General features: G+C 60.7%; 28 protein-coding genes, 1 tRNA gene and 1 pseudogene. 16 read left to right on the top strand and 14 right to left on the bottom strand.

What is annotated here, in order from left to right:
• Window positions 1–6: 6 nt before the first annotated feature.
• Window positions 7–636: a response regulator transcription factor gene (locus tag M5B42_RS03720; protein ID WP_103498651.1), complete on the bottom strand. Its 630-nt coding sequence runs from the start codon at window positions 634–636 to the stop codon at window positions 7–9.
• Window positions 633–3,377: a PAS domain S-box protein gene (locus tag M5B42_RS03715; RefSeq protein ID WP_248745068.1), complete on the bottom strand. Its 2,745-nt coding sequence runs from the start codon at window positions 3,375–3,377 to the stop codon at window positions 633–635. Before M5B42_RS03715 ends, M5B42_RS03720 begins: the two co-directional genes overlap by 4 nt.
• A gap of 357 nt (window positions 3,378–3,734) precedes the next feature.
• Between M5B42_RS03715 and M5B42_RS03710 the strand changes: the two genes are divergently transcribed.
• Both M5B42_RS03710 and M5B42_RS03705 read left to right on the top strand, forming a co-directional pair.
• On the top strand, window positions 3,735–4,787 hold the full coding sequence (locus M5B42_RS03710) for an HD domain-containing phosphohydrolase (RefSeq protein ID WP_152738196.1): 1,053 nt from the start codon (window positions 3,735–3,737) through the stop codon (window positions 4,785–4,787).
• A gap of 122 nt (window positions 4,788–4,909) precedes the next feature.
• Window positions 4,910–6,883: an EAL domain-containing protein gene (locus M5B42_RS03705; RefSeq protein WP_248745067.1), complete on the top strand. Its 1,974-nt coding sequence runs from the start codon at window positions 4,910–4,912 to the stop codon at window positions 6,881–6,883.
• A 44-nt stretch (window positions 6,884–6,927) separates the two neighbouring features.
• Here M5B42_RS03705 and M5B42_RS03700 read toward each other — a convergent pair whose 3' ends face one another.
• Both M5B42_RS03700 and coaA read right to left on the bottom strand, forming a co-directional pair.
• On the bottom strand, window positions 6,928–7,173 hold the full coding sequence (locus M5B42_RS03700; RefSeq protein ID WP_103498655.1) for a co-regulatory protein PtrA N-terminal domain-containing protein: 246 nt from the start codon (window positions 7,171–7,173) through the stop codon (window positions 6,928–6,930).
• Between the two features lie 155 nt (window positions 7,174–7,328).
• Window positions 7,329–8,255: a type I pantothenate kinase gene (coaA, locus tag M5B42_RS03695; protein ID WP_103498656.1), complete on the bottom strand. Its 927-nt coding sequence runs from the start codon at window positions 8,253–8,255 to the stop codon at window positions 7,329–7,331.
• Window positions 8,256–8,499: 244 nt separating this feature from the next.
• Between coaA and nadA the strand changes: the two genes are divergently transcribed.
• Window positions 8,500–9,558 carry a quinolinate synthase NadA gene (nadA, locus tag M5B42_RS03690; protein WP_152738231.1) on the top strand — a complete coding sequence of 353 codons (1,059 nt, stop codon included), beginning with the start codon at window positions 8,500–8,502 and terminating at the stop codon, window positions 9,556–9,558.
• A 139-nt stretch (window positions 9,559–9,697) separates the two neighbouring features.
• Here the strand turns inward: nadA and M5B42_RS03685 are convergent, their stop codons facing one another.
• Window positions 9,698–11,131, bottom strand: coding sequence for a M48 family metalloprotease (locus M5B42_RS03685; RefSeq protein ID WP_248745066.1), 1,434 nt, complete (start codon window positions 11,129–11,131; stop codon window positions 9,698–9,700).
• 128 nt (window positions 11,132–11,259) lie between these two features.
• On the opposite strand from M5B42_RS03685, the gene M5B42_RS03680 reads away from it, so the two are divergent.
• A complete protein-coding gene (locus tag M5B42_RS03680) occupies window positions 11,260–11,499 on the top strand; it encodes a sulfurtransferase TusA family protein (protein WP_103498659.1) in 240 nt (79 codons plus the stop codon).
• A 14-nt stretch (window positions 11,500–11,513) separates the two neighbouring features.
• Here M5B42_RS03680 and M5B42_RS03675 read toward each other — a convergent pair whose 3' ends face one another.
• Together M5B42_RS03675 and M5B42_RS03670 are read right to left on the bottom strand one after the other, a co-directional pair.
• Window positions 11,514–11,987 (bottom strand): peroxiredoxin, encoded by a 474-nt coding sequence (locus M5B42_RS03675; protein WP_248745065.1) that lies wholly within the window; start codon window positions 11,985–11,987, stop codon window positions 11,514–11,516.
• Window positions 11,988–11,997: 10 nt separating this feature from the next.
• Window positions 11,998–12,558, bottom strand: a complete 561-nt coding sequence (locus tag M5B42_RS03670; protein ID WP_100938862.1) for a glycine cleavage system protein R — start codon at window positions 12,556–12,558, stop codon at window positions 11,998–12,000.
• A 327-nt stretch (window positions 12,559–12,885) separates the two neighbouring features.
• Between M5B42_RS03670 and dapA the strand changes: the two genes are divergently transcribed.
• From dapA to M5B42_RS03645, 5 genes are all read left to right on the top strand, one after another.
• A complete protein-coding gene (dapA, locus tag M5B42_RS03665; protein ID WP_103498661.1) occupies window positions 12,886–13,764 on the top strand; it encodes a 4-hydroxy-tetrahydrodipicolinate synthase in 879 nt (292 codons plus the stop codon).
• A 17-nt stretch (window positions 13,765–13,781) separates the two neighbouring features.
• The gene (gene bamC / locus M5B42_RS03660) at window positions 13,782–14,885 is read left to right on the top strand and encodes an outer membrane protein assembly factor BamC (RefSeq protein WP_248745064.1); all 1,104 of its coding nucleotides are present in this window, start codon (window positions 13,782–13,784) and stop codon (window positions 14,883–14,885) included.
• A gap of 4 nt (window positions 14,886–14,889) precedes the next feature.
• Window positions 14,890–15,690: an MBL fold metallo-hydrolase gene (locus M5B42_RS03655; RefSeq protein ID WP_177099987.1), complete on the top strand. Its 801-nt coding sequence runs from the start codon at window positions 14,890–14,892 to the stop codon at window positions 15,688–15,690.
• Window positions 15,677–16,387 (top strand): phosphoribosylaminoimidazolesuccinocarboxamide synthase, encoded by a 711-nt coding sequence (purC, locus tag M5B42_RS03650; RefSeq protein WP_248745063.1) that lies wholly within the window; start codon window positions 15,677–15,679, stop codon window positions 16,385–16,387. The genes M5B42_RS03655 and purC overlap by 14 nt, the downstream gene beginning before the upstream one ends.
• 84 nt (window positions 16,388–16,471) lie before the next feature.
• Window positions 16,472–16,561: transfer RNA gene (locus M5B42_RS03645), tRNA-Ser, on the top strand.
• Window positions 16,562–16,655: 94 nt separating this feature from the next.
• On the opposite strand, the gene M5B42_RS03640 is transcribed toward M5B42_RS03645, so the two are convergent.
• Together M5B42_RS03640 and M5B42_RS03635 are read right to left on the bottom strand one after the other, a co-directional pair.
• Window positions 16,656–17,030 (bottom strand): transcriptional regulator, encoded by a 375-nt coding sequence (locus M5B42_RS03640; protein ID WP_248745062.1) that lies wholly within the window; start codon window positions 17,028–17,030, stop codon window positions 16,656–16,658.
• Window positions 17,031–17,033: 3 nt separating this feature from the next.
• Window positions 17,034–17,129 (bottom strand): annotated as a pseudogene (locus M5B42_RS03635) (type II toxin-antitoxin system HigB family toxin); the annotation flags it as partial.
• 48 nt (window positions 17,130–17,177) lie between these two features.
• Here M5B42_RS03635 and M5B42_RS03630 point away from each other — a divergent pair.
• Entirely contained in the window at window positions 17,178–18,437 is a 1,260-nt protein-coding gene (locus tag M5B42_RS03630) for an IS256 family transposase (protein ID WP_248745061.1), read from the top strand.
• Between the two features lie 13 nt (window positions 18,438–18,450).
• On the opposite strand, the gene M5B42_RS03625 is transcribed toward M5B42_RS03630, so the two are convergent.
• On the bottom strand, window positions 18,451–18,717 hold the full coding sequence (locus tag M5B42_RS03625; protein WP_248745060.1) for a type II toxin-antitoxin system HigB family toxin: 267 nt from the start codon (window positions 18,715–18,717) through the stop codon (window positions 18,451–18,453).
• A 307-nt stretch (window positions 18,718–19,024) separates the two neighbouring features.
• Here M5B42_RS03625 and M5B42_RS03620 point away from each other — a divergent pair, with 307 nt between their 5' ends.
• On the top strand, window positions 19,025–19,945 hold the full coding sequence (locus M5B42_RS03620; protein WP_103498665.1) for a LysR family transcriptional regulator: 921 nt from the start codon (window positions 19,025–19,027) through the stop codon (window positions 19,943–19,945).
• 27 nt (window positions 19,946–19,972) lie between these two features.
• Here the strand turns inward: M5B42_RS03620 and M5B42_RS03615 are convergent, their stop codons facing one another.
• Both M5B42_RS03615 and M5B42_RS03610 read right to left on the bottom strand, forming a co-directional pair.
• Window positions 19,973–20,254, bottom strand: coding sequence for an addiction module antidote protein (locus M5B42_RS03615; protein ID WP_100938869.1), 282 nt, complete (start codon window positions 20,252–20,254; stop codon window positions 19,973–19,975).
• Window positions 20,251–20,589, bottom strand: coding sequence for a type II toxin-antitoxin system RelE/ParE family toxin (locus M5B42_RS03610; RefSeq protein WP_103498709.1), 339 nt, complete (start codon window positions 20,587–20,589; stop codon window positions 20,251–20,253). The genes M5B42_RS03615 and M5B42_RS03610 overlap by 4 nt, the downstream gene beginning before the upstream one ends.
• 153 nt (window positions 20,590–20,742) lie before the next feature.
• On the opposite strand from M5B42_RS03610, the gene M5B42_RS03605 reads away from it, so the two are divergent.
• Window positions 20,743–21,102: a 5-carboxymethyl-2-hydroxymuconate Delta-isomerase gene (locus M5B42_RS03605; RefSeq protein WP_152738245.1), complete on the top strand. Its 360-nt coding sequence runs from the start codon at window positions 20,743–20,745 to the stop codon at window positions 21,100–21,102.
• Window positions 21,103–21,179: 77 nt separating this feature from the next.
• Here the strand turns inward: M5B42_RS03605 and cynS are convergent, their stop codons facing one another.
• Both cynS and M5B42_RS03595 read right to left on the bottom strand, forming a co-directional pair.
• The gene (cynS, locus tag M5B42_RS03600) at window positions 21,180–21,650 is read right to left on the bottom strand and encodes a cyanase (RefSeq protein WP_248745059.1); all 471 of its coding nucleotides are present in this window, start codon (window positions 21,648–21,650) and stop codon (window positions 21,180–21,182) included.
• 34 nt (window positions 21,651–21,684) lie between these two features.
• Window positions 21,685–22,344, bottom strand: coding sequence for a carbonic anhydrase (locus M5B42_RS03595; RefSeq protein ID WP_103498668.1), 660 nt, complete (start codon window positions 22,342–22,344; stop codon window positions 21,685–21,687).
• Between the two features lie 111 nt (window positions 22,345–22,455).
• Here M5B42_RS03595 and cynR point away from each other — a divergent pair, with 111 nt between their 5' ends.
• From cynR to M5B42_RS03575, 4 genes are all read left to right on the top strand, one after another.
• A complete protein-coding gene (cynR, locus tag M5B42_RS03590; protein ID WP_248745058.1) occupies window positions 22,456–23,334 on the top strand; it encodes a transcriptional regulator CynR in 879 nt (292 codons plus the stop codon).
• A gap of 90 nt (window positions 23,335–23,424) precedes the next feature.
• The gene (locus M5B42_RS03585; protein ID WP_248745057.1) at window positions 23,425–23,613 is read left to right on the top strand and encodes a hypothetical protein; all 189 of its coding nucleotides are present in this window, start codon (window positions 23,425–23,427) and stop codon (window positions 23,611–23,613) included.
• Between the two features lie 93 nt (window positions 23,614–23,706).
• Window positions 23,707–25,089: a glutamine synthetase family protein gene (locus M5B42_RS03580; RefSeq protein ID WP_248745056.1), complete on the top strand. Its 1,383-nt coding sequence runs from the start codon at window positions 23,707–23,709 to the stop codon at window positions 25,087–25,089.
• Window positions 25,090–25,269: 180 nt separating this feature from the next.
• Entirely contained in the window at window positions 25,270–25,947 is a 678-nt protein-coding gene (locus M5B42_RS03575; RefSeq protein WP_177099993.1) for a class I SAM-dependent methyltransferase, read from the top strand.
• Window positions 25,948–25,979 lie beyond the last annotated feature (32 nt).

Genomic DNA, 25,979 nt, shown 5'->3' with positions numbered 1-25,979 from the left:
GTCGGTTCAGACCAGCCCCTGGCTCAGGGCATAACGCACCAGGTCGGTGCTGGTGGTGAAACACATCTTCTCCATCAACCGGGTCTTGTGGGTGCTTACGGTCTTGTTGCTGATCACCAGCTGTTCGGCAATCTGATTGACGCTCAGGCCCTGTGCCAGCATGCGCAGGATCTGGAATTCCCGTGTCGAAAGCGTTTGTGACGGGCTTTCAGGCGACAGGCCGCTGCTTTGCAGGGCGATCTGTTCCGCCAGTTCCGGGTCAAGGTAGCGGCCACCGCCGCTGACCTTGCGGATGGCGGCCAGCAGGGTCTCCGGATCGTGGTCCTTGGTCATGTAGCCCGAGGCCCCGGCGCGCAGTGCACGCTGGGCGATGTGGGCTTCGTTGTGCATGCTCAGGATCAGTATTGGCAGTTTGGGATAGTGGGCGTGGATACGTCCGATCAGATCCTCGCCGCTGCTTCCGGGCATGGTCATGTCGAGCAGCAACAGGTCGATCTCGGTGTGGCGCAGCAGGTCGAGGACCTGGGCACCGTTTTCCGCTTCGGCCACCACGCAAAAATCCTTGACCAGGGCGAACAGCTGCTTGAGGCCTTCGCGCATTATTCTGTGGTCGTCGGCTACCATCAATCGGATCATGATTCGTGGGTCCTTGAGTCGGGTACCTTCAGCTGTACGGTGGTGCCGCCGCCGATTTTGCTGGAAATCTGGGTGGTGCCACCCAGGGTCAGGCCGCGTTCGCGCATGCCCAGCAGTCCGAGGGTTTTGCCGGAGAGCCCACGTTGCTCGAAACCCTTGCCGTTGTCGGTGATCTCCAGCGACCAGCCACTGGTGGTTTTTTCGAGGCTCACCGTGACTCGGGTCGCCTGGGCGTGGCGGGCGATGTTGGTCAGCGATTCCTGGGCGATCCGAAAGGCCGCGGTGGCAGCGGCATCCTCCAGTTGCATCGGTTGCCGGGGGAGTTGCAGGTCGCAGGCAATGTCCCATTGTTGCCTGAACGTGTCGGTCAGCCACTCCAGGGCGGCCACCAGCCCCATGTTGAGGATCGACGGACGCAGGCTGGTGGAGATATTCCTCACCACCTGGACCGTCTGATCGATCAGTTGCAGCAGGCGCGTGACTTGCTCACTGAGCATCGGCACTTGTTCGCCATACTGAAAGCGCAACAGCGAAGTGCCCATGCGGATTGCCGTCAGGTGCTGCCCCAATTCATCATGAATTTCCTGGGCAATCAGCTTGCGTTCCTCTTCCCGGGCACTTTCGCGGCTGGACATCAGTTGCCGGAGTTGATTGTTCAGCGCGGCCAGGCGTCGCTCGGCCACTCGTAGTTTGGAGATATCACGGACCACGGCCAGTACGGTGCTGATGCGCCCCTGGACGTCCTGTTCCGGAACCAGACTGATGTGGTAGACCTGTTGCAGGCGTTGGCGACCGTTGAGCAGATACTCGTACTCCAGAGGCTGGCCGCTTTCCACCGCTTCGATCAGCGCGTCCTGGAGCAGTTGGCTTTGCAGGTTGCGTGGCAGTATTTGCAGCAGGCGTTTGTGCAGTAATCTGGCCTTTGGTCGGTCAAGCCATCTTTCCAGCGCCGGGTTGATGAACAGCACTTTCCCCGACGGACTCAGGCGAGCGATACCGTCGGGGGAGTTTTCCACCAGGGTGCCGATTTCCTGTTGGCGGGCTCGTTCATTGCGCTGGATCTCCTTCAGGTCGGTGATATTTCGGGCAATGCATACCATGCGGTGCGGACGGCCGCTGGCATCGGCGATCGGCACCAGGTTGAAATGGATGATCAAGGAGCGCTTGCCACAGGGCAGGTGGGCATCGAGCTCGATGGGGGCACCGACAGCGATGCAGTGTTGGCAAATAGCGTCGACCACCTGCGCGGCCTCGCTCGGCAGCCAAGACTCCGGAGGTTGCCCTATGAGCTCCCCATGGCTTCTGGCGAGCATCTGGCAGAGTATCGGATTGGCCTCCAGACAACTGAGCCGCTGGTTGGCATCGATGGACAGCAGGCAGAGCATGTCCTGGGTGTGATCGAAGACTTCGCGATAACGGCGTTCGCTTTGCGCAAGGTTGTCCAGGGCCGAGCAGCGCTCCCAGGCAATGGAACCTATGTGGCTGGCCATCTGCGCATACTTGCGCTCTTGTTCAGGGAGGGGATGTTCGCCGTTGGTAAACAGCAGGATGACCCCAAGTGTCTGGCCAGCGCTGTTGACTACCGGTTCCAGCCAGCAGCCCCGATATCCGGCCAGCAGGGCCGGCGCGCTGAAACTCAGGTGCGTGGCGTCGGCCCTCAGGTCATCGATCAGCCGGCGTTGCTCAAAGAATCCCGGGAAACGGTTCAGGTCGGCGACCAGGCAGGCCTGGAGCGACTGCGGGACCACGGCTGGCGGGGCCAGGTTGTCGCCGTCGGGCTCTGTCTTGAAGGCGATTGCATTGCGAAAGTCCGGCGCCAGTACTTCCAGGTAGGTACTCAACAGTGGCAGCACGGTACGCAACGCACCGTCGGTGATCATCACCTGGAAAATCGCCGATCGGGCATTCTCCGCACGTTCCTGTTGCCGCAAGGAGCTCACATTCTGGGCCATGACCAGGATCCCGGAGATCTCTGCGTTTTCATCATGCTCCGTCGTCAGGTTGCACAGGAATGCCACGGAGTGCCCGGAGTAGGGATCCTTGCTTTCCAGCAACCGGGTGGCCGGGATGCCGGTGGACAGGGTGTGTTGCAGATGTGCGCGGAATTCCTCGTCGATCGGTTGCGTGTGGGAGCCTTGTGACGCTGTGCGTTCGATGCCGGGAACATCGGGAAAGCCCCGGGTGCGTTCGAACTCGGGGTTGACGTAGATGCGTTGTCCAAGCCGGTTGTAGCGCAGGATGATATTGGGCGAGTTTTGCGCCAGGGAGCGGTACTTCTGTTCGTTGCTCAACAGGGCCTGGCGCAAGGCCAGGTGTTCGCTGATGTCCTCGAGTTGGGACACGAAGTAAAGGGCTTCGCCTTTCTGGTTACGGGCTACGCCGATGGTCAAGCGCGCCCACAGCGCGCTGCCGTCCTTGCGCAGGTAACGTTTTTCAAAGGTGACGCTTGAACACTGGCCCTGGATCAGCCTGGGTATTTCGTCCCGGCCAGCCTGAAGGTCGTCCGGGTGGGTCAGTTGCTGGAACGAGGTACCGCGCAGCTCTTCTTCGGTGTAGCCGAGCATCCGGCAGAGCATCGGGTTCGCGGCAATCCATTCGCCGCTCAGGCGTAGCAAGGCCAGGCCGGTGCCGGCGGAATCGAAGGCGAGGCGATAGTCTTGCTCGGCGGGGCCCAGCGGTAATCCTTCGGTTTTGTCAGGGCCTTGCGTGGGAGCGAGCTCTGCAGTAACGGCTGAGTCCATTCGCCTTTCTCCCGGTTATTTTGCCTGGAGCATAGCGCAAGCGCCCAGCGGTATGCACACCTGTTCGGTCTGGGGCGTGGGACCGTTGATCAGTGTCGGATCCTGGCCGGCAAGCAGGCCGATTGCGTCATGACCCCCCTTGCCGACGGAAGGACGGTTGGCCGCTTAGACAAACGTCTAAGGTATGAGCAAGGTGATATCAATGTGATGCTATGTTGTTGACTCCACGCCATCGAATATCTCGATGGAAGCCGCCCCGCTTTGGAGGATCAGCCCGCGCAGGTGGACCTGATGTGCTTTTGCCGGTATCGGTAGCGCCCGTTTCGACGGGACACTGGCCATGGGAGTGACGGATTTATGTTTTCCAAAGTCAATACTGAAAGCGAAATCGTCATTATCGATGATGTTTCGCTCAACCACCGGTTGTTGGAATCGTGTTTGCGGGCCTATGGGCTTCGCAACATCAGAACGTTTTCCGACTCCGCCGAAGGGCTGACCTGGCTCCAGTCCAACCCCTGGGACTTGTTGTTGCTGGACCTGTATATGCCGGCGCCCGATGGTTTCGAGATTCTGGATCGCCTCAAACAGCGCAGCCGGACCGAATCGCCGATCATTATCGTGACGGCCCTGAACGATCCGCAAAACCGGCGCAAAGGCTTGGAGATGGGCGCCAACGACTTCGTCTGCAAACCCATCGATCTGCCCGAGGTGCTGTTGCGAGTGCGCAGTTGCCTGGAGCTGGCCCAGGCCACCCGGTTGTTGCGCGAGGCCAATGTCGAACTGGAGCGCAAGGTCGAACGACGTACGGCCCAATTGGAGGCCAGCTACCAGGCGATCGCCAACAGTCTGGGTCGTGCTGCCAGTTATCGGGGCAACGATACGCTCAACCATGTCCGTCGCATCGGCGATTGCGCAGCCCTGTTGGCCAAGGCGGTCGGTATGTCCAGGCAATGGTGCGAGCTGATCCGTCTGGCGGCACCGATGCATGATGTCGGGAATATCGGCATAGAAGACGCGATATTGCGCAAGCCCGGGGTGCTGACGGCGCGGGAACGGGAAATCATGCAGGACCATCCGCGCATCGGTTATGAAGTCCTGCGCGACAACAACGGTTCCCCGGTCACCGACCTGGCGGCGGAGATTGCCCTGGCGCATCACGAGCGGTGGGATGGCACCGGTTATCCCAACCGGTTGCAAAGCGAGGCGATTCCTTTGTCAGCCCGGATCACGGCGATCTGTGATGTCTATGAAGCGCTCAGAATGCCACGTCCCTACAGGGAGGCGTGGAGCGCCGAGCGCTCGCAGGAATATCTTTGTGAACAGGCCGGCCGGCACTTTGATCCGCAACTGGTGGATATTTTCTGCGGTCTGCTGGATGAGATCGAGGCTGAGCGACTACGCTCGCTCTAAAGAAAGTATAAAGAAAGTAATAGCGACGCCGACAATAATATTGACCCTTATTGGCTTTGGGTCGGCTACCTGAAAGGGACGAGCGCTGCACGCCTTCACTGCGCAGACAGAGAGGCATTCCTATGATAATAAAGCTCCTGGCTACCCTGCGGACCCTCATGTCCGTGCCCCATGACAACCCCAAGCTGCTGCGGGCTCAGTACGTGGCCTTGTCGCGCCAGCTGCCGCTGATGTATCTGGTCTTGCTGCTCAATATGTGGGCGCTGGCCATCACTCACCTGACCACTGCCCCGTTGTGGCTGACATTCGTCATTCCGCTGGCCATGACGGTGATCTGTGTGGCGCGCGCCTGCATGTGGTTGCGTAGCGCCGGGCGCTTGCCGGCCGATGCGCAGATCCTCGCCTCACTGCGGCGAACCAACCAGTTGGTGCCCTTTATCGCGGGCGCCTTCACGTCCTGGTCCCTGGCCCTGTATCCCTACGGCGACGCCTATTCACAGTCACAAATCGCCTTTTTCATGGGCATTACGGTGATCGTCTGCATTTTCTGCATGATGCACCTGCGACCCGCGGCGCTGACCGCCACATTGGTGGTCAACGTCGCTTTCGTGGTCTTTTTCTCCTCTACCCACAACCCGGCCTTTATTGCCACGGCGGTGAATGTCCTGCTGGTGTCCCTGGCGATGCTGATCATCCTGCAGCATCACTACCATGACTTCACCCGGTTGGTGAATGTGCAGGCGCAGACCGAACAGCTGAGCAACGAGAACCTGCGACTGGCCAATCAGGACAGCCTGACCGGGCTGCCCAATCGGCGGCAGTTCTTCAGCACCCTGGAGAGCGCCATGCACCTGGCAATCACCAAGAAAAGGCGCCTCGCGGTAGGGATCCTCGATCTCGATGGATTCAAGCCGGTGAACGATCTCTACGGCCACAGCGTCGGTGACAAGATTCTGGTCATGGTCGGTCTGCGCTTGCGGCAATTGGCCGACGCAACGGTGCATGTGGCACGGTTGGGTGGGGATGAGTTTGCCCTGGTGCTCGAAGGCGATCTCAGTGACGAGGATTTGCAGGTGTTCGGCAAGGCGGTGTGCGAGCGGTTGCACGTCGAGTTTCTGCTGGTTGATGTGCCGATCCAGATCGGCGCTACCCTGGGCATTGCCACATTTCCCGAGGGCGCAGCGAGTGCCATACAGCTTTTCGAATATGCCGACTATGCACTCTACCAGGGCAAGCGCCATAACCCGGGTTCGATGTGCCTGTTCTCGGCCAGCCATCGCGAGCAGTTGCACCGTGACGCCATCACCGAGCAGGCGCTGCGCAGGGCGGTGCTGGACAAGGAGTTTTTCGTGCTGTTCCAGCCGATTCTCGACTGCCGCAGCCGTGAGACGGTTGCCTTCGAGGCTTTGGCCCGCTGGAACAGCCCGGAGTTGGGTCTGGTATCCCCGGCGCAGTTCATCCCCATTGCCGAGCGTATCGGCCTGATCAATCGCCTCACGCTGCCGTTGTTGCGGCAGGCGCTGGGCATGGCGCGGTTCTGGCCTGAAGGCATGCGGCTTTCATTCAATCTGTCGGTCCACGACTGCGGCTCCCACGACAACGTGCAGTCGATCATCGACGTGATCACGGTCAGTGGCTTCAATCCGGCGTATCTGGATCTGGAAATCACCGAAACCGTCGTCATGCAGGATATCCCTCAGGTGCAATCGGCGATCGGACGGTTTCGTCAGTTGGGCTGCGGTATCTCGCTGGATGATTTCGGCACGGGGTATTCAAGCCTGAGCCAGCTGCATGCCCTGGCGCTGACGAAACTCAAGATCGATCGCAGCTTCGTTGCCGATATTCACATCAAGCCCGCGAGCTACAAGATCGTCAAGTCGCTGCTGGCCTTGAGCCTCGACATGGAGTTGGAATGCGTGGTCGAGGGGATCGAGACCCAGGAGGAGCTCCAGGCTCTGTGCAGCCTGGGGTGCATGCAGGTGCAGGGGTTTCTTTTCAGCCGTCCGGTGGCTTTCGCCGACACCCTGGACTGGTTGGCGCAGGCTGAGGCGCGGCGGCGGCAATGGGCGGCCGGACAGGTGCTGGATTCAGCATGAGCGGATCTTCGACGGCGTATTGTCACGTGCCCACGGGCGTCTGTTCAGGGCTGGTCCACAGACCTTTCTTCGGCAGGCGCTGAGCCTGCTATCCGAGCCGCCAGGCGAGCTTTGGCGGCTTGTTGGGCGGTGACAATCGCCTTGGCATCTTCACGTTCGAGGAAGCGCGCCATCGACTCGTCGCGCTGGGCTTGCATGCGTGCAGTCACCCGCGAACTACCGCCTTCGGCGAATGCCGAGACCGGGACGCTCAACAAGGTGACGCTCAACAATGCGCTGAGGAGCTTCATGGGAACTCTGCATGAGTGATGGGGAGTATGAACAGGGTAGTGGCCGAGCAGCGCTCGTGGTCTGAGCGCTGATGGATCGGCCTGCTCCCTGCGACCCGAATTATATGACAGGTTACTGCCAGTTTTCGAAGGGTCAATGCGTCAGCGTAGCACCCTCAGCGTAACCAGATCTCACTGACTGAGTGGTCAGACGCCTTGCGCAACACCAGGTCGGCACGTTCGCGGGTCGGCAGGATATTTTCCAGCAGGTTGACGCGGTTGATGTCCCGCCAGATCTGGCGCGCGGCTTCGGGCGCTTCCTCGGGCGTCAGGTCGGCCAGTTTGCGGAAATAGGCACCACGGGCGCGGAACGAGGTTTTCTGCAGCATCAGGAAACGCGCCACGTACCAGTGCTCGATATCTTGTTCATCGGCATCCAGGTACACCGAGAAATCGAAGAAGTCGGAGACGATGGTCGAGGGTTTCAGCCCGTCGACGCCATCGGTTTGCAGCACGTTGAGGCCTTCGAAGATCAGGATGTCCGGCTGGTCGATCACCTGGAACTGGTCGGGCACGATGTCGTAGCTGACATGGGAGTAGATCGGCGCCTCGATATTGTGCTCGCCAGCTTTCACCGCCGCCAGGAACTTGACCATGTGTTTGCGATCGTAGCTCTCCGGGAAACCCTTGCGGTGCATGATGCCATCGGCCACCAGCTTGCTGTTGGGGTAGAGGAAGCCGTCGGTGGTGACCAGGGCGACGTTGGGGTGATCCGGCCAGCGTGCCATCACTGCCTGCAGCACGCGGGCAAAGGTGCTCTTGCCGACGGCGACGCTGCCGGCGATGGCAATGATGTAAGGACCACGGTGGGTCGGGCGGCTGAGAAAGGTATCGCGGATGCCTGTCAGTTGGCGGGCGGCGCCAATGTGCAGGTTGATCAGCCGCGACAGGGGCAGATAGACATCGGCGACATCTTCCAGGGAGACGTCTTCGTTCACGCCGCGTAATGCCGACAGGTCTTCTTCCGAGAGGGTCAACGGCGTGCTGGCACGCAGTTCCGCCCACTCGTTGCGGGTCATTACGAGGTACTCATCGGATCTCATCGGTTGCCATCCAGGCCTCTTCAATGGGCGGATTATCCAACGCTTTGCCCCCACTTGTCCGAAGATCAGAATAATCTTTTGAATTCATTGGATATTCTGTAGCCTTGCGACGCTGCAAAGCAGTCCATGCCTGATGGATTCACTCTCCCGGTCCATACGTTGCACCTAATATCCCGTCTCGGAAAGGGGCGGGGGCCGGGGTATACTCGACTTTCGCGCTCTCGCGCTTGCAGGTCTTGCGAACATGACGCAGATTTCCGAACGCCTTCTGGTTCAAGCCCACCTTGATGCCAAGCAACCCAAACCCCTGAGTGCCGCCGAAGAGGCGCAGTTGCGGGCCGATATCGCCGCCGAGCTCAAGGCCCGGGATGCGGTGCTGGTGGCTCACTTCTATTGCGATCCGGTGATCCAGGCGCTGGCCGAGGAGACCGGCGGCTGTGTCTCCGACTCCCTGGAAATGGCCCGTTTCGGCGCCGCCCATCCGGCCAAGACCGTGCTGGTGGCCGGTGTGCGCTTCATGGGCGAAACCGCCAAGATCCTCACCCCGGAAAAACGCATCCTGATGCCGACCCTGGAAGCGACCTGCTCGCTGGACCTGGGATGCCCGGTGGACGAGTTTTCCGCGTTCTGCGACCAGCATCCCGAGCGCACGGTGGTGGTCTATGCCAACACCTCGGCGGCGGTGAAGGCACGGGCCGACTGGGTGGTGACCTCCAGTTGCGCGCTGGAGATCGTCGAAAGCCTGATGGACAACGGCGAAACCATCATCTGGGCGCCGGACAAGCACCTGGGGCGTTATATCCAGAAGGAAACCGGCGCCGATATGTTGCTCTGGGACGGCGCCTGCATCGTTCACGAGGAGTTCAAGTCCAAGCAGTTGGAGGACATGAAGGCACTGTATCCCGAGGCGGCGATCCTGGTGCACCCCGAATCGCCGGAGTCGGTGATCGAACTGGCCGATGCGGTGGGTTCCACCAGCCAATTGATCGCGGCGGCGCAGCGTCTGCCGAACAAGACTTTTATCGTGGCCACCGACCGCGGCATTTTCTACAAAATGCAGCAGTTGTGCCCGGACAAGGTCTTTATCGAGGCGCCGACCGCCGGTAATGGCGCGGCGTGCCGCAGTTGCGCGCATTGCCCGTGGATGGCGATGAATACCCTGGAGCGCACCTTGCAGTGCCTGCGCGAGGGCAGCAACGAGATCTTCGTCGACCCGGCGGTGATTCCCCGCGCGGTTCGCCCGCTCAAGCGCATGCTGGATTTCACCCAGGCGGCGCGGATGAAACTGGCGGGGAATGCCTGAGAGGCATTTGGCGACGGCTCACCCCTGTAGGAGCGAGCTTGCTCGCGATGGACGTCAACGATAACGCAGGGCACCTGATACCCCGCAGTGCCAGGGTTACCATCGCGAGCAAGCTCGCTCCTACAGGGGGCGGATGTTGTCAGCCGCCCATCAAGTCCTTGACCATGCGCTCCTGATCAATCAACTCCTTCTGGCGCGCATCGATGCGTGAAGCCAGTTGGAAGTTCGGCGCGCGGCGCTTGGCGAAGTCCAGTTGCTGGATCGCCTGCTTGAAGTCGCCGACCAAGGCAAAATACTCGGCTCGCGCCTGGTGCAGGCCGATGATATTGCCGGACTGGCCACGGGTTTCGGCGAGCTGATACCAGACATCCGGATCGTCCTGGCGAGTCTTCAACAGGTCGTCCAGGCCCTTTTCCGCCTCGGCCGGACGATTCTGCTTGATCAGCAGGTCGATGCGTTCCTGCTTCAGCGGGTAGCTGGCAGGATATTGCAGCAGCATCTTGTCGGTCCGTTGCAGTGCTTCGGGGAACCGGCTGGCCGCCGTGTCCAGGTCGATCTGGGCCAGGTTGTAGGTGATGTCGTTGGGTGACTTGTCCAGCAGTGGCTTGAGGGTCGCCCGGGCCTCGTTCAACTGCGTACCTTTGATCTGTGCGATAGCCAGGCCATAACGCGCCACGTCGGACTTGGGGTTCTCGTCCAGTTGCGCACGGAAGCGCTTGGCCGCCAACCCTGGCGAGTCTTCGTAGGACAGTATCACCCTGGCCCGAATCAACTGATAACGCAGGCTGTCCTCGATACCGCCGGGCTTGGATTGCTCGGCGCGGTTGCGGGTGTCGGCGATCCGTGACTCGGTGACCGGGTGGGTCAGCAGGAATTCCGGTGGCTTGGCGTCGAAGCGGTAGATGCGCATCAGGCGCTCGAACATGGTCGGCATCGAGCGTGGGTCGTAACCGGCTTTTTCCAGGGTGAGGATGCCGATGCGGTCGGCTTCCTGTTCGTTCTGACGGGAGAAACGCTGTTTTTCCTGGAACGCCGCGGCCTGGGTGCCGGCAATGGTGGCAATACCGGCATCACCGCCGCCCGCCGCCGCGATCACGATCCCGGTCAGGAGTGCCGCCATCATCGGCAATTGCATGCGTTGCTGGGCTTCCACGCCCCGGGCGAAGTGGCGTTGTGACAAGTGCGCCAGTTCGTGGGCCAGTACCGCGGCGTATTCGCCCTCGGTCTGGGCGTTGAGGAACAGGCCGCCGTTGATCCCGACAATCCCGCCGGGCGCGGCGAAGGCGTTGAGCTGGTTGCTGTCGATCAGGATGAACACCAGGCGATGGTCCTGGACCTGGCTGCTTTCCGCCAGTTTATAGACGGTGGTCTCGACGTAATCCTTGAGCTGCGGGTCATTGAGTAGCTTGACCTCGCTGCGCAGCAGGCTCAGCCAGGCACGGCCCAGCTGGAATTCCTGTTGCGGGGAGACAATGGCGGAACTGGCGTCGCCGAGTGACGGCAGGTCGTCGGCGAAGCCTGGAGAGGCGAGCAGGCAAGCGAGCGTCAACAGGGTGGGGCGCAGAAAGGTCATGCACAGGGCTCTGAGTCGGCAAAGTCCTTACTGTAGCCGGACACTGCGCCTGCGACCAGAGCTGCTTCCACTTGGGGTATCCTAGGCGCTTCGAACCGACCATCCGGCAGCGCGCCAGGAGTGAAGCAATGACCGAAGTTGTAGAGCACGATGCCGAGCTGGACGCCAGTGGCCTGAACTGCCCGCTGCCGTTGCTCAAGGCCAAGCTGGAACTCAATCGCCTGGCCAGTGGCGCGGTGCTCAAGGTCATTGCCACCGACGCCGGATCGCAGCGCGATTTTCGGACTTTCGCCAGGCTTGCCGGACATATCCTGATTCATGAAGAGGAAGCGTCCGGCGTTTATCGTTACTGGTTGCGCAAGGCCTGACGCAGCGCGTCGGCTCAGGCCTTGTTCAGCGCCTGGGCTGCCGCCAGTACCGCGTCGACGTGGCCCGGAACCTTCACGCCGCGCCATTCCTGACGCAACACACCGTTTGCATCGATCAGGAAAGTGCTGCGGTCCACGCCCAGGTATTCCTTGCCGTAGAGCTTCTTCAACTTGATCACGTCGAACAGCTGGCAGACGGCTTCGTCCTTGTCGCTGATCAGTTCGAAGGGGAATTCCTGCTTGCCCTTGAAGTTCTCGTGGGACTTCAGGCTGTCGCGGGATACGCCGAAGACTTCGGTGTTGGCGGCCTGGAAGGCGCCGTACTGGTCACGAAAGCCCTGGCCCTCGGTGGTGCAACCCGGGGTGCTGTCCTTGGGATAGAAATAGATCACCACCTGCTTGCCCTTGAGGTCGGCGAGGCTGACGGTCTGCCCGCTGGTGGCCTGGGCCTGGAAATCGGCGACGGGTTGATCGAGAACGACGGCCATGGGGGTTTCCTTACATTGGGTTCTGTGGGCGCCACGGTTCGATCAGGGCGTCGAGGTTCATCGCGTCGGCGAAGTCCAGGAACTGATCGCGCAACCAACTGATCTGCACGCCGGCAGGCAGGGTCACGGTAAAGGTGGCGTTGAGCATGGTGCCGCCGGTCTGGGGCGCCAGGTAGGTGTCGCAGGTCAGGTTTTCCAGCTCGACGTTGTGGTCCATGAAGAACTGGCACAGCTCGTTGATGATGTCCGAGCGGTAGGCCGAGCTGACATAAGCGACGTACGGCAGTGCCTGGGGACGGCTCTCCAGGGCGCCGCTGCGCACCACGCTGACAATGAAGGCGTGCTTCTTCGCCAGGTTCGGCAGGCCGGCTTCCAGGCGCGCCAGGGCGTCCCAACTGCCGGAAATCTGCAGGACCAGCGCGCTGTACTCGCCATGGCGGGTCAGGCGTGAGGTTACGACGGCGCAGCGATTTTCATGGCTGGCGCGGCACAGGACGTTGGTCAGCTCCATGGGGTTGGCGCCGAGGGCACTGATAACAAGGAATTGTTCGCGGACTGTGGGGGTGGACATGCAGCATTCCTAAAGCGATGAGCGGTCAGTACCTTGGGGGCGGTCAGGGGCTGGGTTCGGGGATCCGGATGCGGGTGGCGAGGCCTGGAATCGAGCGCTGGTGCCGGTTGCCGTCTCGCAGGGGACGGGCGGCGGCCAGGCCGGAGCGGGCTTCGGGCAGCGAAAATGGAGACTGGAACCCGGCACTTGAGCGACTCAGTACCGATCAAAGCCTGAAGGGTAGCGAAAACCTGCGCTCAGGGGAATGCTCATAGACAGTACTTCGCTTGTACAAGCCTGATGGCGCCAGTACCATTACCGCTCTCTTTTTCCGGCAGGAGCGGTTGCATGATTGCGGGCAGTATGGTGGCACTGGTCACACCCATGGATGCACAGGGTCGTCTTGACTGGGACAGCCTGAGCAAACTGGTGGACTTCCACCTGCAAAACGGCACCAACGCCATTGTCGCGGTCGGCACCACAGGTGAGTCGGCCACTCTCGATGTGAACGAGCATATCGAAGTGATTCGTCGCGTGGTCGACCAGGTGGCAGGTCGTATCCCGGTGATTGCCGGTACGGGCGCCAACTCGACGCGTGAGGCGATCGAACTGACCACCAATGCGAAAACCGCCGGCGCCGACGCGTGCCTGCTGGTGACCCCTTATTACAACAAGCCGACCCAGGAAGGCCTGTACCAGCATTTCCGCACCATCGCCGAAGCTGTCGACATCCCGCAGATCCTCTACAACGTTCCAGGCCGTACTGCGTGTGACATGCAGGCCGAGACCGTGATTCGCCTGTCGAGCGTGCCGAACATCATCGGCATCAAGGAAGCCACCGGTGACCTGGCGCGAGCCAAGGCGATCCTGGCTGGCGTGAGCAGTGATTTCCTGGTGTATTCCGGTGATGACGCCACCGCGGTCGAGCTGATCCTGCTCGGCGGCAAGGGCAATATCTCGGTGACCGCCAACGTTGCACCCCGTGAAATGAGCGCGATGTGCGCCGCCGCCATGGCTGGCAAGGCCGATGAGGCCCGGGCGATTCACGAAAAACTGATGCCGCTGAACAAGACCCTGTTCATCGAATCCAACCCTATCCCCGTGAAATGGGCGCTGCATGAGATGGGCTTGATGCCGGACGGTATCCGTCTGCCGCTCACCTGGCTCAGTGCTGCCTGTCACGAACCGCTGCGGCAGGCCATGCGCCAGTCCGGCGTCCTGGTTTAATTGAGGAAATACCCCGCATGAAGCGATTGGCCGGACTTTCTGCACTTGCCTTGATTATCTCCAGCACCAGTGGCTGCGCCTGGCTGTGGGGCCCGGAAGGTTATTTCCGCGACCGCGGCAGCGACTACCTGGACTCGAAACAGACGCCGGCGATGCAATTGCCAGCGGATGTCAGCACCAGCAAGCGTCTTGACCCGCTGCTGCCGATTCCACGCAACGTCGCCGACGACACCGCCAAGGGGCCGTTCGAAGTGCCGCGTCCGCTGCCTTTGCAGGTTGCGGCCAGCGCCAGCGACTACAGCCTGCAGAAAAGCGGCGACACGCGTTGGGTAATGGCCCAGCACACCCCGGCCGAAGTCTGGCCAGTGGCGTTGCAGTTCTTCCAGGACAACGGTTTCCGGATCGACGCGCAACGCCCACAGACCGGTGAATTCACCACGGCCTGGCAGCGTTCCAGCGAGCTCTCGGCGGCCATGGGCAAGCGCCTCGCGGCGGGTGACAACGAAACCCGTGTGCGGGTCCGTATCGAGCCGGGCGTGCAGCGCAACACCAGTGAAGTCTACGTGGTCAGCGCCCAGCGCCCGGCTGGCAGCACCGCCAACGTCGATTTCACCCCGCATTCGGTCAACCTCGGCCTGGATTCGGCCCTGGTCGACGAAATGCTCTCGAGCATGAGCCGCAGCGCCGAGAAGGGCGGTTCGGTGTCCTTGCTGGCCGCGCGTGATTTCGATACCCCGAGCCGTGTCGCCCTGAGCCAGGACGGTAGCGGCAACCCGGTGCTCAACGTTGGTGAAGACCTTGACCGTGCCTGGTCGAGTGTCGGCCGTGCTCTGGAGCAGGGCGAGTGGCGTGTCGAAGACATCAACCGCAGCCTGGGTCTCTATTACATCAACCTGGCGGAAAAAGCCGAGAAGAAGAACGACGAGCCTGGTTTCTTCGCCCGTCTGTTCGGCAGCAAGCCGAGCAAGGAAGAGATCGAAACCCGTGCCGTGCGTTATCAGGTTCGCCTGAGCAAGGTCGGCGACAACGTCCAGGTCACCGTCGAGAAAGACATCAACACCGTGGCACCGGCTGATGTGGCCCGTCGGGTGTTGGGCGTGATTCAAGACAACCTGGGCTGATCCGGTGCGGTTTGCCGTTCTCGGCAGTGGTAGCCAAGGGAACGGCACGCTGATCGCCAGTGAAGACACGCTGATCCTGGTCGATTGTGGTTTCTCGCTGCGGGAAACCGAGCGACGCCTGGCGCGCCTTGGGGTGAGTCCGACGCAACTGAGCGCGATTCTGGTGACCCACGAACATGCCGACCACGTGCATGGCGTGGGTTTGCTGTCTCGGCGCTACAATCTACCGGTGTACCTGAGTCGTGGCACCTTGCGCGGCCTGCGCAAGCCTATCGAACCCGCGGGTTTCGTGGCGGGTGGCGAGACCTTGCGGATTGGCGGCTTGAGCATCGAAGTGGTGTCGGTGGCCCACGATGCCCTTGAGCCGACGCAATATGTGTTCAGCGACGGTCGGCGGCGTTTCGGCCTGCTGACCGACCTGGGTTCCTATTGCGGCAGGGTCATGGACAGCTACAGCGGTCTCGATGCCTTGATGATCGAGTCCAACCATTGCCGCGACCTGCTGGGTCGTGGGCATTACCCGGCCTTTCTCAAGCAGCGGGTCGGTGGTGAACTGGGACATTTGAACAACCACCAGGCCGCGAGCCTGGTGGCTGAGTTGGGCTGGCAAGACCTGCAACACCTGGTACTGGCCCATCTGAGCAGCAAGAACAACCTGCCGCGGCTGGCCCGGCAATGTTTTGTCGACACCCTTGGGTGCGACCCGGACTGGCTGCAATTGGCCGATCAAGATTCAGGGCTCGACTGGCGACATATCGCCTGGCCCAACAACTTAACAAGCGGAGCCCATCATGGAAAAACGTGAAGAACTCTACCGCGGCAAAGCCAAGTCGGTTTACAAGACCGACGACGCCGACCGTTTGATCCTGTTGTTTCGCAACGACACCTCGGCGTTCGACGGCAAGCGCATCGAACAGCTGGACCGCAAGGGCATGGTGAACAACAAGTTCAACGCCTTCATCATGCAGAAGCTCGAAGCGGCCGGTATCCCGACCCAGTTCGACAAACTGCTGGGCGACAACGAGTGCCTGGTGAAGAAACTCGACATGATCCCGGTGGAATGCGTGGTGCGTAACTACGCGGCCGGCAGCCTGGTCAAGCGTCTGGGTGTGGAAGAGGGTTTGAAGCTCAACCCTTACACCTTCGAACTGTTCCTCAAGGACGACGCCAAGGGCGACCCGTTCATCAACGAATCCCACGTCGTGGCGTTCGGTTGGGGCACTGCCGAGCAATTGGCGAAGATGAAAGAGCTGTCGCTCAAGGTCAACGAAGTACTGAGCCAGCTGTTCGACGAGGCTGGCCTGCTGCTGGTGGACTTCAAGCTGGAATTCGGCGTATTCCACGGCCAGATCGTCCTGGGCGACGAGTTCAGTCCGGACGGCTGCCGCCTGTGGGACAAGGAAACACGCAAGAAGATGGACAAGGACCGCTTCCGCCAGGGCCTCGGTGATGTCATCGAAGCCTACGAAGAAGTCGCCAAGCGTCTGGGCGTACCGCTGTAATCGACGCAAGCATCTGATAGCACGTAATTTTTTTGCAGTTGGGGCTTCGCTTCCGGCAAAAGTGTTGTTATGATGCGCGCCGTTGGAGAGATGCCAGAGTGGCCGAATGGGACGGATTCGAAATCCGTTGTACCTTCACCGGTACCTAGGGTTCGAATCCCTATCTCTCCGCCATACATAGAAAAACCCCTGAAGTCGTGAGATTTCAGGGGTTTTTTCGTTATGGGAGAAATTTGTTCTGGCACGTGCAGCTTAGGTTCGCAGGAAATCATCCCACCGCTTTCATTGGCCTGATCAAGCTCTCAGCCGGAATTCCAAACATCTCATGTAGTTTCCAGATCATTGGTAGAGTCAGAGCCCGCTTACCATTGAGCACCTCATAAACCCGATTCTGCCGACCAATGGCTGGCACCAAGTCAGCAGCTGACAGCCCGGACTGCTCCATCCTGAACCGTATGGCATCCACCGGGTTGGGCAGGTCGACCGGGAAGTGCTTGGCTTCGTAGACTTCGATCAGGGTGATCATCACCTCAAGGTAGTCGCCTTCCGGAGTGCCGGGTTCCGGTTCGTTGTCGAACAGCGGGGAAACAGACCTGAGCGCCTCCTGGTAGTCCTGCTCGGTGTGGATTGGGCGAATGTTCATGGGTTACTCCATTTCAACGGTATCGGCATCAATGGCGTCGTACTGCTTATGCGTGCCGACGAATTTGATATAGAGGGCGCCGTAGCGGTAGGCCAGGGACTGTCATAAATTTTGTGTTCGGGCATAACATGTTGCAGAGGTGCATGTATGCCGACCAAGAAAAAACCAGCCCGTGAGGTCACACGAGATCTTCCAGCCATTCCCAAAGAGCTGATCGATCAGTTCGTTAATGGCCCGATGACCGCCGAAGCCATCCAGGATGCCTCGATGGCGTTTAAGAAGGCGCTGATCGAGCGAGCCCTTGGCGCCGAGCTGGGGCATCATCTTGGCTATCCTCAGGGCGCGGAGCGCCCCGAGGAGTCGAGTAACCAGCGCAACGGCAAAAGCAGCAAGACTGTCCTGACCGACGACGGCCCGTTGCGCCTGGAGATTCCCAGAGACCGCGAGGGTAGTTTCGCGCCGATCCTTATCCCGAAGCACGAGCGCCGTTTTACCGGTTTTGACGACAAGATCATCGCCATGTATGCCCGTGGCATGACTGTTCGCGAGATTCGAGCTTTCCTGATGGAACAGTACGCAACAGACGTTTCCCACGATTTCATCAGTTCGGTGACCGATGCGGTGCTGGAAGAGATCGGTGCCTGGCAGCAGCGTCCGCTTGAACCCATGTACCCGGTGATTTTCTTTGACGCTCTGAGAGTCAAGATCCGTGACGAAGGGCTGGTGCGTAACAAGGCGATCTATCTGGCGCTGGGTGTCTTGCCGGACGGGAGCCGAGACATTCTGGGCATCTGGATCGAAACGACGGAGGGCGCCAAGTTCTGGATGAAGGTCTTCAACGACCTCAAGACTCGCGGTGTCGAGGACGTGCTGATTGCTGTCACTGATGGCCTGAAGGGTATGCCGGAGGCGCTGGCAGCGGTTTATCCGCAGACCACATTGCAGACTTGCATCGTGCATCTGATCCGCAACAGCTTGGATTATGCGGGTTGGGACAAACGGCGCGATCTGGCTAAAGCGTTGAAGCCGATCTATCAGGCACTGAACGCCGAAGCCGCCGAGCAAGCGCTGAACGACTTTGAAGCAGGGCCTTGGGGTAAGCAGTATCCGACGGTGGTTGCTGCCTGGCGACGCGTCTGGGATCGGGTCATCCCATTCTTCGTATTCCCGCCAGCGATTCGAAAGGTGATCTACACCACCAACGCCATCGAGAGCATCAACGCCCAGCTACGTAAGATCATCAAGACTCGCGGCCATTTCCCCACGGACGAGGCGGCGACGAAGTTGATCTGGCTGGTTCTACGAAACATTACCGTCACTTGGGGTAAAGCGGGGAAAGACTGGAAAGATGCGATGAATCAATTTGCAATCCTGTACGGGGATCGATTCATCAGGCCGACCTGGTGAAACAAAGGCCTGCCTAACGGCAGGCCATTACCAGCCTGCACACAAAAAATCTGACACTCTCCCACGCCACGGCAACCACGAGCCGATAGTCGTTACCTTTGGTGTTGAATACGACTCTGCGGCTTTTGAGAACGCTGGCATGGCGAAACTGCGCCTTGATCTCGGCTGGCGTCTGCCAGTTCGCTTTTCTCACCTCGTCCATCCAGGCAAGGAAGGATTGCTCTGAGTCCGGGTGCTTCTGCCAAAAGGTTTTGAGTTGGCTGATCGCGATAATTCTCATGGAAGATCCTAGTCCCAAGGTGGGACTTATGCAAGAGGGTGCAATCTGTTCGTGATGTTCAAATACCTCGCCAGTTCCAAAAGTGCCAGGCTGAATTCTTAAGAAAATATGAGTTTCCAGGGTATAAATCGGAATTTGGGAGGTTTTCTGGAATTCTGTACGTTCATCCTGCGTAAAGAGGCTGCTAAGGTGTGCGTCACAGCACCATTGGTTCAATATTTGTCCGCACAACCGTCCCTTCGTCGTCTAGACACGTCCCTTCTTACCTTCCTAGACTGAAGCAGAATCGATGAGCCTGGGGCCACAGATGAACCGCAACGAATTGCGCAAGGCTGACATCAACCTGATGGTGGTCTTCGAAACACTGATGCTTGAACGCAATGTGACGCGGGTCGCGGAGAAGCTGTTTCTCGGCCAGCCGACCATCAGTTCGGCGCTCAATCGCCTGCGGGTGATGTTCAACGATCCGCTGTTTATCCGTGTCGGCCATCGCATGGAGCCCACCGCGCGGGCCGAGGAGATCATCCAGCACCTGTCACCGGCGCTGGATTCGCTGTCGAATGCCTTGAGCCTGACTCACGACTTCGACCCGGCCAGCAGCACCATGACCTTTCGCATCGGCCTGTCGGACGATGTCGAGTTCGGCTTGTTGCCGACGCTGCTGCGAGCCTTGCGCCAGGAAGCGCCGAATGTGGTGATCGTGGTCCAGCACGTCGACTACTGGCGTATTCCCGACCTGTTGGCCTCCGGCGACATTACCGTGGGCATCAGCCAGACCCGCGGTTTGCCGGCCAATGCCAAGCGCAAGCTGTTGCGCCATATCCAGCCGATGATCCTGCGCGCCGACGCCTCGACGGCGCCCTTGAGCCTCGATGAGTACTGCGCGCGACCCCATGTCCTGGTGTCCCATACCGCCAATATCAGCAGTCTGGCGGACGAGTGGCTGGCGGAAATCGGCCGCAAGCGTCATGTGGTGCTCTCGGTGCCTCAATACAGCGCTTTGCCGGCCCTGCTCGCGGGCACCGATCTGGTCGCCAGCCTTCCGGATTACACGGCCAAGGCCATGGCAGCGTCAGGGTTGCTGTTTGACGAACCGCTACCGTTCAAGGTGCCGAACCTGGACCTGTCGATGGTCTGGCTCGGGATTGTCGATACCGATCCGGCCGAGCGTTGGCTGCGTTCGCGGCTTGAGCATTTCATGAGTGATCGCCAGCCCCTGGTGCCTTGAGGGTGCCGGTCGCCCTGGCGGGTTGGCTCAGGTGGGTTGCACCACCAGTTCCACGCCCAGGGCGTCAACCAGCTTGAGCAGGGTGTCGTAGCGGGGTTTGGCTCCGGGAGCGAGGGCCTTGTAGAGACTCTCGCGACCCATGCCGGAGTCGCGGGCAACCCGTGTCATGCCACGAGCCTTGGCAACAGCCGCCAGTGCCGCGAGAAATACGTCGGGATTCTTGTCTTTCAGGGCCACGTTGAGCAGTTCGGCAATGGTTGCCTCGTCGCTCAGGTAATCACTGGCCTCAAAGGGTTTCAGCGTGGTCATGTTCGATCACCTCGTTCGATCTCGCTCAGGATCAGCCTGGCGTGTTTGATGTCGCGTTTTTGCGATGACTTGTCGCCCGCACACAACAGCAGAATCAGAATTTCACCCCGGCGAGCGAAATAAACGCGATAGCCAGGACCTGTATGAATACGCATTTCACTGACCCCGTCGGTGACCCTCTTCGTATCGCTCAGCGCGCCGAATTGCGCCGAGATCAGGCGGGAGAGGATGCGTGCCTTGGCGATGGGGTCTTTCAATCGCCGCAGCCAATCGTCAAACACCTCGGTAGTGACCAGGGTGTGTGTTGGTTTCGAGTGTAGTAGTTCGGATACGATTTTCAAAGTCTTTACGCCGTTTTTTTACCTTGACCCTTCTGTATTTGGTCCAGGAGCAGACGGCGCGCCAATGCGCTATCGTTTCACGATCTTTCCCTAAGGCCGCGTGCTATATCTGTGTGCCTTCCTATTCCGCTGTTTTGGAGCCTGTAAATGCCTCACGTTTTCCTGGAATACACCCCCAACCTGACTGAATTCGACGCCGACAAGGCGTTGCTGCGTATCAACCATGCGCTGGTGGCCTCCGGGCAGTTCGGCGCCGAGTTCGATATCAAGAGCCGGGCCATGGAACTGGGGGCGTTTCGCGTGGGGACAGGGCTGGGCGAGCGCGGCTTCGTGCATGTGAAGCTGGCGCTGTTGAGCGGGCGCTCGGCACAGATCAAGAAACAACTTTCCGAGAGCCTGCTGGCGGGATTGAAGGATCTTGGTGATTGGCCGGAAGGTATTGAAGTACAGCTTTCGGTGGAAGTGGTGGATCTGGATCGCGAGTCCTACGCCAAGGTTGCGATCTGATCAGGCGATAAAACCCATTGCGGGTGTGAGCCTGTGAAAAGGCCAGGGCTGCATTCAGCCCTGGCCTTGTCGTTTTATCAGAACGGTTTGGTTGGCAGGTACTTGCCATCCAGAGTGATGACCGCGCGCGAGCCGCCGTCCGGGTCCTCGACCTTCTTGATATCCAGCTTGAAGTTGATGGCACTGATGATGCCGTCGCCGAACTGTTCGTGGACCAGGGCCTTCAAGGTGCTGCCGTAGACCTGGATCATTTCGTAGAAACGATAGATCGTCGGGTCGGTCGGGACGCCATTGCCAATGCTACCGCGCAACGGCACGCTTTGCAGCAGGCGACTGGCGTCCTGGTCCAGGCCGAGTTTTTCACAGACCACGTCGGCGGCGCTGGCCGGCAGCGGGTGCTGGCCGAGCAGGGCGGCGGTGACGAAGGCCAGGCTCAGGCCGGTGCCGTCGGTCAGGTCCTGCCAGGACAGGTTCAGGCGCTGCTTGGCGTCGATGATGGTGTCGGCCAGGGCCAGGCGTGGAGCTTGTGCGAATTGGGACTGCAACATGGTGATTTCCTCGCTTTCGTCAGTAGGATTCAGATCAGGCAACTTGTGGCGGTTGTGTCGATAGCGCGCAGGCTTGCGGCTGTTCGGCAAGTGAGACAAAACGACCGGTACTGCCGTCGAGAGCCGCGATGGAGCCGCTCTCGATGTCGTACACCCAGCCATGCAGGTTCAGCCGACCTTGTTCCAGCGCCAGGGCGACCGACGGGTGAGTCTTCAGATTGGCCAGCTGGGCTATCACGTTTTCCCGCACCAGGGCATCCAGTCGCGCCTCGGCCGAGACATGGTTGCGGGCGGCGTTGATGACCTTGGCCGACTCGGCATGACGTAGCCAGTTGGCCACCGCCGGCAGGTGATCGAGGCATTTGCAGGTGGAGATCGCCGTCATCGCACCGCAATCGGAGTGGCCGCAGATCACGATATCGCGCACTCCCAGTACCGCCACCGCGTACTCCACCGTGGCCGAGACGCCGCCCGGCTCCGGGCCGTAGGAGGGCACGATATTGCCGGCATTGCGGATCACGAACAGATCGCCGGGTTCCTGCTGGGTCAGCAGTTCCGGTACCACCCGGCTGTCCGAGCAGGTGACGAACAGGGTAGCGGGGCTCTGGGTGGTTGCCAGTTGCTTGAACAGGGCGCTGCGGGTTGGAAAGGCTTCGCGCTGGAACTTCAGGAATCCGTCGATGATGGCTTGCATGATGTGTCTCCTTGCGTGTGGCTGATGGGGCAAGGATGGAAGTTTTCAGGCATAGCGTCCAAGACCGGCTTATTATGAAAGCTATAAGCCTTGCCTATAGTTGAGTGCCCGATGCTGCTGCGTCATATCCGTTACCTGCTGGCTGTCGCCGACCACCGCAATTTCACCCGGGCCGCCGAGGCCCTGCATGTCTCCCAGCCGACCTTGTCCCAGCAGATCCGGCAACTCGAGGACAGCCTCGGGGCGGCGCTGTTCGACCGCTCGGGACGCAGCATCCGTCTGACCGATGCCGGCGAGGCCTATGTGCGTTTTGCCCGGTTGGCCCTGCAGGACCTGGAGGCGGGCAAGCGGGCGATGCACGATGTGCAGGATCTGAGTCGCGGCAGTCTGCGCCTGGCCATGACGCCGACCTTCACGGCGTACCTCATTGCGCCGCTGTTGCATCGCTTCCACAGTCTTTACCCGGGCATCACCCTGAGTGTCGAGGAAATGACCCAGGATCGCCTGGAGGCCGCGTTGGCCGAGGACCGGCTGGATATCGGCATTGCCTTTACCGGGATGCACCTGGCGGATATCCAGGGTGAAGCGCTGTTCAGCGAAACCTTGAGCCTGATGGTGGGTGCGGCTCATCCGCAGGCGACGGGCAAGACCCTCACTGCCGATGAGCTGGAGCGGCAGTCGCTGGTCCTGCTCAGCCAGGATTTCGCCACGCGCCAGCACATCGACCTGTATTGCCGTCAGCACGGTATCGTGCCGCGCATCGCCATCGAGGCCAACTCCATCAGTGCGATTGTCGAACTGGTCCGCCGTGGTCAGTTGGCGACTATCCTGCCCGCGGCCATTGCCCTCGAACAGCCGGGGCTGGTGGCGCTGGGGCTGACGCCGGGGTTGCCACAACGCACGGTGGCCCTGCTCAGTCGCCGGGGGGCTTGGCGCAGTGCGGCCTGCCAGGCGTTCGCGACGCTGGCGGGGCAGTGGCGCAATGTTTAGTCATTGCACATGCAAGCTTCTTCAAAACTGAATTTAATCACCCGGGTGCTCGTGTGAGGCTGGCGGTCTCAGGTTTATCGCGGCAGGTATATGGACGATTGGCTCGGCGGGATCCGCTACGCAGCAGGGACGGGCGCCTCGACGCCTGGTGTCCGCTCGCGGCGGCGTCCGCTGTTGCGTGCCTCTCCGAGCCTGGTGGCCTTGCCTTCCGAGTTGGCCTTCTGGGCGCTGTGGCATTGCCGTCACGCGCGCCCGCCGGATGTCGGTTTTCCCCGTTGAGTTTTTTCATTGATCGCCATTGGCCTGCCCTGGCCGTTGCGATCGACCCGGTGGGCGCGTGCGCGCCTGCCCGACGCGGAAGACGAGAATCCCATGAGTGTTGCCTGCCCAGCCTTTGCCTGTACCGAAGAAGCCCTGAGTTTTCTGGAGCTCAACCCCGATATCGAGATGTTCGAGCTGTTCATCCTCGACAACAACGGCGTCCCCCGCGGCAAGTTGTTGCACCGCGACGAACTGCTGGCGGTCTATGTCAGTGGTCGCCCGCTGCCCAGCACCATTCTCGGTCTGACCATCAACGGCGATGATGTGGAGAACTCCGGCCTGGTCTGGGAGGTGGGGGATATCGATTGCCGTGCGTATCCCTTGAGTTGCAGCTTGCAGCGCATGCCCTGGCGGTTGATCCCGACCGCGTCGGTGCAGGTCAGCATGCACTCCAGCGAGGGGCTGCCGGCGACGGTAGCCGATCCGCGGCATCTGCTGGCCAGGGTAATCGATGGGCTCAAGGCCGACGGCTACCACCCGGTGATGGCGGCGGAGCTGGAGTTCTATCTGCTCGACCAGAAGCGTGACAGCCAGGGTCGGCCGCAGCCGGCCCGCGACGCTGACGGTGGACGTCCGAGCACTACCCAGGTCTACGGTCTGCGGGAGCTGGAGCAGATCGAGCCGTTCCTCGCCGACCTCTACAGTGCCTGCAAACTCCAGGGTATTCCGGCGCGTACGGCGATCTCCGAGTACGCTCCGGGCCAAGTCGAGATTACCCTGGAACACCGCACCGATGCCTTGCAGGCGATGGACGAGGCGGTGCGTTACAAGCGCCTGGTCAAGGGCGTGGCGCACAAACACGGGATGATTGCCTGCTTTATGGCCAAGCCGTTCGACGATCTGGCCGGTACCGGTATGCACATGCACGTCAGCCTGGCGGACGCGGCGGGTAACAATCTGTTCGCCAGCGAAGCCGGCGACGGCACGCCGCTGCTCAAACAGGCGGTGGGCGGCATGCTTGCGACCCTGCTCGATGCGTTGCTGATGTTTTGCCCGAATGCCAACTCCTACCGGCGTTTCCAGAGCAACAGCTATGCACCGCTGGCGGCGACCTGGGGTGTCGACAACCGCACCGTGAGCTTGCGAGTACCGGGCGGACCGGCCTTTTCGCGGCATATCGAGCACCGCATCTGCGGCGCCGATGCCAACCCCTATCTGGCAGCGGCGGCGATTCTCGCGGGGATTCATCGCGGGATTCGCGAGCGCCTTGACCCCGGTGCGCCGGTCGAAGGCAACGGCTACGCCCAGGCCGGCAAGCGCCTGCCCACCGACTGGTTGACCACCCTGCGCGCCCTGGAAGAATCCGCCTGGGCACGGGAAGCGTTTGGCCGTGAGTTCCTCGGGGTCTACCTGGCGGTCAAGCGCGCCGAATACCGGCAGTTCATGGGCGAGGTCGGTGAGCAGGACTGGCGCTGGTATTTGCAGCAGGCGTGAATGACGGTCCGGTAATCTGTTGAACAATAAGGGCGGGAATTTTTCACGAAATATTGATGCGTGCCTGACTAAGGTTCGAAGCGTTGTCGAGCGAGTGTTTTGGGCTCCCGGCACCCCCTCAAACCGATCCCGTGTGTTCGACCCGCCCGGCACAGGTCCACCCCCGAGAGTTTGCAAGTCATGCCTGCGCAGCCACCCTCAACCGATGAGCTTGAACTTGCCCGCCAGCATGCACGCGAGCATGCCCGGGCTCGCCTGGAGAAGTCTCCCCACGGCCTGATCCGGCGCCTGGGGTTGGCGCGGGAAAAACAGTGGGTGCGCCAGGCGCTGAAGCTGGCCGGCGAGCCCGGCTTGGTCCTCGATCTGCCCAGCGGTACCGGACGTTTCTGGCCGGTGCTGGCCGAGCGCGGCAACCGGGTGATCCTTGCGGCCGACCCTTCGCAGGAAATACTGGATCAATGCGCGGTCCATCATCCCGTCGATCTGCTCCAACGGGTCAGGACCTTCCAAAGCTCGGTGTTTGCCATCGGCTTGCCTGAGAATGCGGTGGACTGCATTTTCTGTATGCCGTTGTTCCAGCATCTGGGCGACAGAGAGCACCGGCTGGTGATCCTGCGTGAGTTCCACCGGGTCAGCCGCGACACTGTGATCCTCTCGTTATGGATGGACGGCAAGGTCATGGCCTGGCATCGGCGGCGTCAGGCTCAGGCGTATGGCCAGGACTCGCAACGCGTGCTGTTCGGCAAGGCGCTGGTCGAAGGGGAATTCCGCGAAGCCGGCTTTGACATCATTGGTCACCGCGACTTCTTTCCGGGTTACGCCATGCGTCGCCTCTATGTGCTGCGCAAGAACAGTTGATCCTGGCGTGAACACTTCAAATCGCTAAGTAA

This window comes from Pseudomonas sp. MWU12-2037 (genome assembly GCF_023242345.1).
Lineage (GTDB): Bacteria > Pseudomonadota > Gammaproteobacteria > Pseudomonadales > Pseudomonadaceae > Aquipseudomonas > Aquipseudomonas gingeri_D.
The sequence above is the reverse complement of the archived record's forward strand: the minus strand, read 5'-3'. Positions and strand labels throughout refer to the sequence as shown.